The organism is Nitratidesulfovibrio liaohensis, from assembly GCF_011682075.1.
GTDB classification, from domain to species: Bacteria; Desulfobacterota; Desulfovibrionia; order Desulfovibrionales; family Desulfovibrionaceae; genus Cupidesulfovibrio; species Cupidesulfovibrio liaohensis.
Genome location: NZ_VSMK01000097.1, coordinates 1 through 6,791, shown reverse-complemented (window position 1 = coordinate 6,791; position 6,791 = coordinate 1). Strand labels below are relative to the sequence as shown.

Sequence of the window (6,791 nt, the reverse complement as noted above, 5' to 3'; positions counted from 1 at the left end):
GTGGTCATGGTGGTGCGCGACGCCGCCGAACTTGCCGAGGCCCGCGCCCTGACCACGCTGTTCTCGCCCGAGCTTTCCGGCACGGACCCGGCAGTGACCCAGGCCCGCTGGGACGCGCAGTGGATCGTCTTTCCGCAACACCCCGCAGGCACGCGCGGGCGCGGGGCGTGGGCCGCGCGCATGGCCAGCCTGTATGCCCTGAGCCGCCGCGAGCATCCGCGCGGTATCATCATATCGGTGGACAACCTGCTGCCCAAGCTGCCACCGGTGGACATCTTCGAGCATCACGAACTGCGGCTGGCCCGTGGCGAGGACATGTCGCCCGAACTGGTGCTGGACCAGGCCATCGACTGGGGCTTCGAGCGCGCCCAGATGGTCAGCCGCCCCGGCGAGGCGGCCCGGCGCGGCGACATCCTGGACATCTTTCCCCCCGGCTACGAAAAGCCGCTGCGCCTCGAGTTCTTTGGCGATACGCTGGAAGACATCCGCCTGTTCGACGCCACCAGCCAGCGTTCGCTGGCCAGCCTGGACGAATTTCGTCTGCTGCCCGTGGCCCCGGTCGTGGGCTGCCGCGAATACCGCGAGGCCGCCGCCCGCCGCTGGAAGCAGTTGCGCAAGGACGGCGTCATCGACGGCGAGCAGGCCGCCGCCCTTGCCCGCATGGCCGAGGGCGAGGTCACCGGCCTGCTGCCCGGAGCCTGGTACGAGAACGCCACCTGGATGGAAGACTGGCTGCCGCGCGATGCCGTGTGGCTGCTGCCCGACCGGGCCGACCTGTCCACCGCGCTGGAGGCCGCCCGCACCAACTGGGAAGCCCTGCTGGACCGCCAGTACGATGAACACCGCCTGCGCCAGCCGCGCACCCTCGTGCTGCGCGACGCGGACGAGGCGCAGGCCGCCTGGCGTGGCCGGTCCGTGGTCCATTTCGAACGGCTGGTCATGGGCGTGGAGCGCACCGGCGTGGACTTGCCGGAACGGCGGCTGCACGCCTTCCGCGACCTGTTCGCCGCAGCGTCCCCGGCGTCCGCCATTCCGGTGGACGAAGACCGCCCCTGGCAGCGGCTGGTGACGGCCCTGCGCCAGTGGACCTCGGAACGGCGCCAGGTGGTGCTCAGCTTTGCCAGCGACCGCAGCCGCCGCAAGTTCCTGAAGCTGGCGGAACAGGACGGCGTGCGCCCGAACCTGCGCTATTCCCCGGCGGACCGGGGCCTGTACGCGTTGGTGGCGCCGTTCCGCGCGGGCATCGACCTTGCGTGGGACAATGTTCTGGTCATCGGCGAGGACGTGCTGCAACCCAAGGCCGACCGCCAGCCCCGCGTGCCCACCGGGGCCTTCCTGGGGCTGGACAAGTACGACGACCTTTCGCCCGGCGATCTGCTGGTGCACCGCGACTACGGCGTGGGGCGCTTTGGCGGGCTGCACCGCATGGACCTTGGCGGGGTGGCCAACGATTTTCTGCTGCTGGAGTACGCGGGCGAGGACCGGCTGTACCTGCCTGTGGACCGCCTGTCGCTCATCCAGCGGTTCAAGGGAGGGGACGATTCCGTCCCGTCGCTGGACAAGCTGGGCGGATCCGGCTGGCGGGCCAGCAAGGACAAGGCCCGCAAGGCCATTGAGAAGATCGCCGCCGACCTCGTTCAGATGTACGCCTACCGCAAGGTGGCCAAGGGCTATCGCTACGGCCCGCTGGGAGAACTGTACCGCGAGTTCGAGGCGTCTTTCGGCTTCGAGGAAACCCCGGACCAGGCCCGGGCAATCCAGGACGTGCTGGACGACATGGAAAAGCCGGAACCCATGGACCGCCTGGTGTGCGGCGACGTGGGTTTCGGCAAGACCGAGGTGGCCCTGCGCGCGGCCTTCCGCGCCGCCGCCGAAGGCCGTCAGGTGGCCCTGCTGTGCCCCACCACGGTGCTGGCGGAACAGCACTACCAGACCTTCCGCAGCCGTCTGGCCGGGTTCCCGGTCAACGTGGGCATGCTGAGCCGCTTCGTCTCGCGGCAGAAGCAGAAGGAAGTGCTGCAGGCCGCTGCGCGCGGGCAGATCGACATTCTCATCGGCACTCACCGCCTGCTCTCCGACGACGTGCAACTGCCCAACCTGGGCCTGCTGGTGCTGGACGAGGAGCAGCGTTTCGGCGTGCGCCACAAGGAAAAGCTGAAGAAGTTCCGCAAGAACGTGGACGCCCTGACCCTGACGGCCACGCCCATTCCGCGCACCTTGCAGCTGTCCATGTCGGGCATCCGCGAACTGTCGGTCATCGAGACCGCGCCGCCGGAGCGCAAGCCCGTGGCCACCGCGCTCATCGAGCGCGACCAGAACGCCCTGCGCCAGATCCTGGAGCGCGAAATCGCCCGCGAAGGGCAGGTGTTCTGGGTGCACAACCGCGTGCAGGGGCTGGAGCGGGTGGCGGAATTCGTGCGCGGGCTGGTGCCCACGGCGCGGGTGGGCATGGCCCATGGCCAGATGGGCGAACGCGAGCTGGAAGACACCATGCACAAGTTCTGGCACGGCGAGCTTGATGTGCTGGTGTGCACGGCCATCGTGGAATCTGGCCTGGATTTTCCGCGCGCCAACACCCTCATCGTGGACCAGGCCCAGATGTTCGGGCTGGGGCAGCTGTACCAGCTGCGCGGCCGGGTGGGGCGGTCCGACCGGCAGGCCTATGCCGTCTTCGTGGTGTCCGACGCCGAACGCCTGCCCGAACAGGCCCGCCAGCGCATGCGCATCATCCTTGAACTGGACTACCTGGGCGCCGGGTTCCAGGTGGCCATGGAAGATTTGCGCCTGCGCGGCGCCGGGAACATCCTGGGCGAGGTACAGTCCGGCCACATGACCCGCCTTGGCCTCGACCTGTATCTGGAGATGCTGGAAGAGGAAGTGGCCCGGCTGAAGGGCGACCCCCCGCGTGAATCGGTGGAGCCGGAACTGAATATCGGGCTTGCCGCGCACATTCCCGAAACGTACATTGGCGATGCCCGCGAACGGCTGAAGTTCTACAAGGCCCTGTCCTCCGCGCCGGACGCCGCCACGTTGCAGGACGTGGAGATGGAACTGCGCGACCGCTTCGGCCCCTGCCCGCCGGAGTTGCGCAACTTCCTTGCCGTGCTGGTGCTGAAGCGCTTCCTGGCGACCTTGCAGGTGGTGCGGGCAGACATCCACCCCGAGCGGTTGCGGCTGGTCTGGGACGAACGCCAGACCGCCATCGCGCCGGAACGGCTGGTGGCATGGGTGGCGGCCCGGCAGGGCAGGGCGCGGCTGGTGCCCCCGTCCACGCTGGAAGTGCGCCTGGAGGTCGTGCCCGGTTCCGCCGCCGAGGCGGAAGGCGACCTTGGTGCGCGGCTGGACACCATCCGCACCGAACTGGCGGCATTGGCCGCCGTGCCCGGCCCCGTGCCTGGCGTGTAGCAGGCCGGAGCCGTCCGGACCCGGTTCCATCCCGTCATCACAACCGGAGAGCAGACCTGTCCATGGTTCCTTCACCGTCCTCGCCCTTCCGCATGACGTCGCCGTCTGGCCGCATGCCGTCGCGTTTTCGCACGGGCCACCGTCCGTTCCGTGGCGCACGGGCCGTCCTGACGCTGTGGGCCATGTTGCTGGCATTGCTGTTGTCCGGCTGCGGTGAAGCCCCCCTGCCCGAAGGCGTGGTGGCCACGGTCAACGAGCAGCCCATCACGCTGCGCACGCTGGAGGCGGTGCACGACATGAGCAGCATGAGCTGGTCCGGTCATGCCCCTTCGGTGGAGCAGTTGCAGGCCCAGTACGGCGGGGTGCTGTCCGACCTCATCGTGCAGGAGTTGGTGGCGCAGGCGCTGGCGCGGGAGAACATCGCGGTCACCGACGCGGAAGTGGCCGAGGCCGAGGCCGAGGTGCGCGCCGACTACCCGGCGGGCGAATTCGAAAAGTCGCTGGTCGAGGAATACATAGACCTGGACCTGTGGCGTTCGCGCCTGCGCGCCCGCATCGCCATGCAGAAGTTCATGCGCCTCATCCTGCGGCCCACCATCAGCATTCCCCTTGAAGAGGTCGAAGCCTATTACGCCGCGCACCGGCAGGACTACCGGCTGCCGCGCCGGGTCCAGTTCCTGGTGGTGGCCGGGCCGGACAAGGCCGCCGTGGACAAGGCCCGCGCCCTGTCGTTGGGCGGTGCGAAACCCGCAGACGTGGAGGCCGCCCAGCCTTCGGTGACCGTGCGCGAGGTGAAAATGCGCCGTGACCGCCTGCCCGCCTTGTGGAGCAAGGAACTGGCTGGGCTGGCGCCCCGGCAGGCCTCTGCGGTGAAGCAGGGCGAATGGGGCTACCAGTCGTTTTTGCTGGTGGGCGAGATTGCCGAGAAGCAACTGGAGCTTTCCCACGCCTACCCGCTGGTGGAGCGGGTGCTGCTGGAACGCAAGATGGACGAGGCCTACGCCCGCTGGATGGATGCGGAACTGCGCACCGCGCGGATCAGGGTGTCCGCCCACCTGCTGCCCGAAGCGCGCGACGCCGGAAAGGGTGAGGCGACTCCGGGCAGCAATGCCACCGGCATGCCCGGTATGTCGGGCACGCAGGGCCAGCCCGGCCAGGAGCCTTCCGCCCCGGGTGCGCAGATGATGCAGCCGCAAGAGATTCTGGACGAGGGTGAGCCCGTGGACGGGGCCGCGCCTGGGGCGGAACTGGATGCGGCGCCCCCCGCCGAATACGGCAAGGGACCGCAGAGCGCACCGGCAAACGGTACGCAACGCAAGACAAAGGCGAAATAATACGAATTGTTGCAGTTGATTGCATAAACGGGAAAAAGGTATTACATGCCGGGCTTGCCATGGTCGAACCGGTCGTGCTGGCCCATGATGGCCATGCGCGCCCGGTGACATCAGGCCACCGGACGGCTCCGGCTGAACCGTGTTGGTCTGGCTGGATTGGCCAGAAACGGGCCTGTAGCATCAGCCTTACTGCATCCGTATGTTTGCAACGGTTGTCCGTCCGCCCCGGCGGTCTCATGGCAACCCCGTGCCGGTGCCGATTCCGGTCGTCCCCAACCACCAAACAGGAGTGCCCCTTGCGTCCGCTGCTCCGCACCTTCCGCCTTGCCGCCCCCGTTTTTCTCGTCAGCCTTGTTTGCCTGGCAGCCGTGGCTGTTGTGGCGCCGAAGGCCGAACAGATCAACAAGATCGCTGCCGTGGTCAACGGCGAAATGATAACGTTCTTCGACGTTCAGGCCCAGGCCACCCCCGAACTGATGCGCCTTGGCCTTGACCGCAACAACCCTGCCCAGCAGGAGGCGGTGCGCAAGGTGCACCTGCAGGTGCTCGATTCCATGATCTCCGACATCCTGATGAACCAGGAGGCGGAGCGCTGGAAGATCACCGTGCAGGACAGCGAAGTGGACAACGAACTGCGCAAGTTCGTACAGCGCAGCCAGCTTTCGCAGCAGGAATTCGAGCGCCAGCTGACGCAGCAGGGCCTGTCCATGGACGTCATGCGCGACCGCGTGCGCAAGGGCATTCTGCGTCACCGCCTGCTCACGCTGATGATCGCCCGCAAGATCGTGATCACCCAGGAAGACGTCAAGAAGTACTACGAGGCGCACAAGTCGCAGTTCGTCACGGACCGCACTGTGCGCCTTGGCCTCGTCATCTTTGCCCCCACCGCCAACGCGGATGCGCTGGCCGACAAGGTGCGCACGGGTCAGATGACCTTCGAGCAGCTGGCCGCCACCGAGTCCATCGGTCCCAATCCCGGCTCCGGCGGCGACATCGGCACCCTGAAGTGGACCGATCTTGCCCCGGCCTGGAAGGAAGCCCTGGACGGCCTGAAGGCGGGTGAGACGAGCAAGGTCATACTGGTGGAAGGCCGCAAGGCCATGCTCAAGCTGATGCAAGTCACCACGGGGCGTTCGCAGTCGATAGAGGAGGCCACCCCCGAGATCGAGAACATCCTGCGCGAACCCAAGCTGCAAGAGCGCTTCACCGAGTACACCAAGCAACTGCACGACAAAGCCGTCATCGACATTCGCATCTAGATTCCGCTCGCGTCCCGACCGGTGCGTGCGGCCCGGTCGGGACGCATTGCCGCAGGTTGACCCAGCCAAGGAGAGGAGATGGCACTCAAGGAACTCGGCATCGCCCTGCGCGAGGCTCGCGAGGCGAAAGGCCTCGACATCGACGACGTGGCGATCCGGATCAAGGTTTCCGCCCGCGTGCTGCGCGCCATAGAGGATGGCGAACAGGATCAGCTGCCACACTCGGTGTACGCACGAGGCTTCATCAAGTCCTATGCGGCGATGCTGGGCGTGGACAACGACCTGGTCATGCGCGCGGTGGACGAGGCCTACCCCTTTGAAGTGCCGGAGGACCTGCTGCCGGAAGCCGTGATTGCCCAGCCCCAGGCGCGTGGGCGCATCGGCCTTTCGCCGGTGGTACTGGCGCTGGCCCTGCTGGTGGTGCTGGCGGCCCTTGGCGGCTGGTACTACAGCCAGCGGGCCGCGCGCGAGGCGGATCTGCCCAAGGTGGCCCAGCCGGCCCAGTCGCCCCAATCCCCTCAGTCCTCCCAGTCTGCGGTGCCACAGCCTGCCCAGCAGGCCGAACCCCAGAGTGCGCCAGTGCAGGACGCGGTGCCCGCGCCCGACGCCGCACCGGCTGCCAATGCCACCAACGCTACGGTTTCCGCCGTGTCACCGTCCGTCAACGGCACATCGCCTGCCACGGGTTCCACAGCGCAGCCCGCGCGCAACGCCTCGGCTGCGGCGGCGTCTTCCGCCGTATCGGCGCCTGCACCTGCCGCGCAAGCCGCCGCACAAGGGGCAACCCCGGCTG

4 protein-coding genes are annotated in these 6,791 nt (G+C 67.7%); all 4 read left to right on the top strand.

The genetic code is table 11. The annotated features are described in order from the left end of the window. Positions 1 to 3,405, top strand: a 3,405-nt coding sequence (mfd, locus tag FVW27_RS04280; protein WP_167123037.1) for a transcription-repair coupling factor, incomplete at its 5' end; no start/stop codon positions are given. Between the two features lie 182 nt (positions 3,406 to 3,587). Beyond that, positions 3,588 to 4,739, top strand: coding sequence for a peptidylprolyl isomerase (locus tag FVW27_RS04275; protein ID WP_243838205.1), 1,152 nt, complete (start codon positions 3,588 to 3,590; stop codon positions 4,737 to 4,739). Between the two features lie 296 nt (positions 4,740 to 5,035). Next, a complete protein-coding gene (locus FVW27_RS04270) occupies positions 5,036 to 5,998 on the top strand; it encodes a peptidyl-prolyl cis-trans isomerase (RefSeq protein WP_167123034.1) in 963 nt (320 codons plus the stop codon). A 78-nt stretch (positions 5,999 to 6,076) separates the two neighbouring features. Then, the coding region (locus FVW27_RS04265; protein ID WP_167123032.1) for a helix-turn-helix domain-containing protein at positions 6,077 to 6,791 on the top strand (715 nt) is incomplete at its 3' end.

What these genes read in the sequence shown, in the direction of transcription:
- FVW27_RS04275 (WP_243838205.1), top strand. Translation starts at nt 3,588, where the DNA reads ATGTTGCTGGCATTGCTGTTGTCCGGCTGCGGTGAAGCCCCCCTGCCC.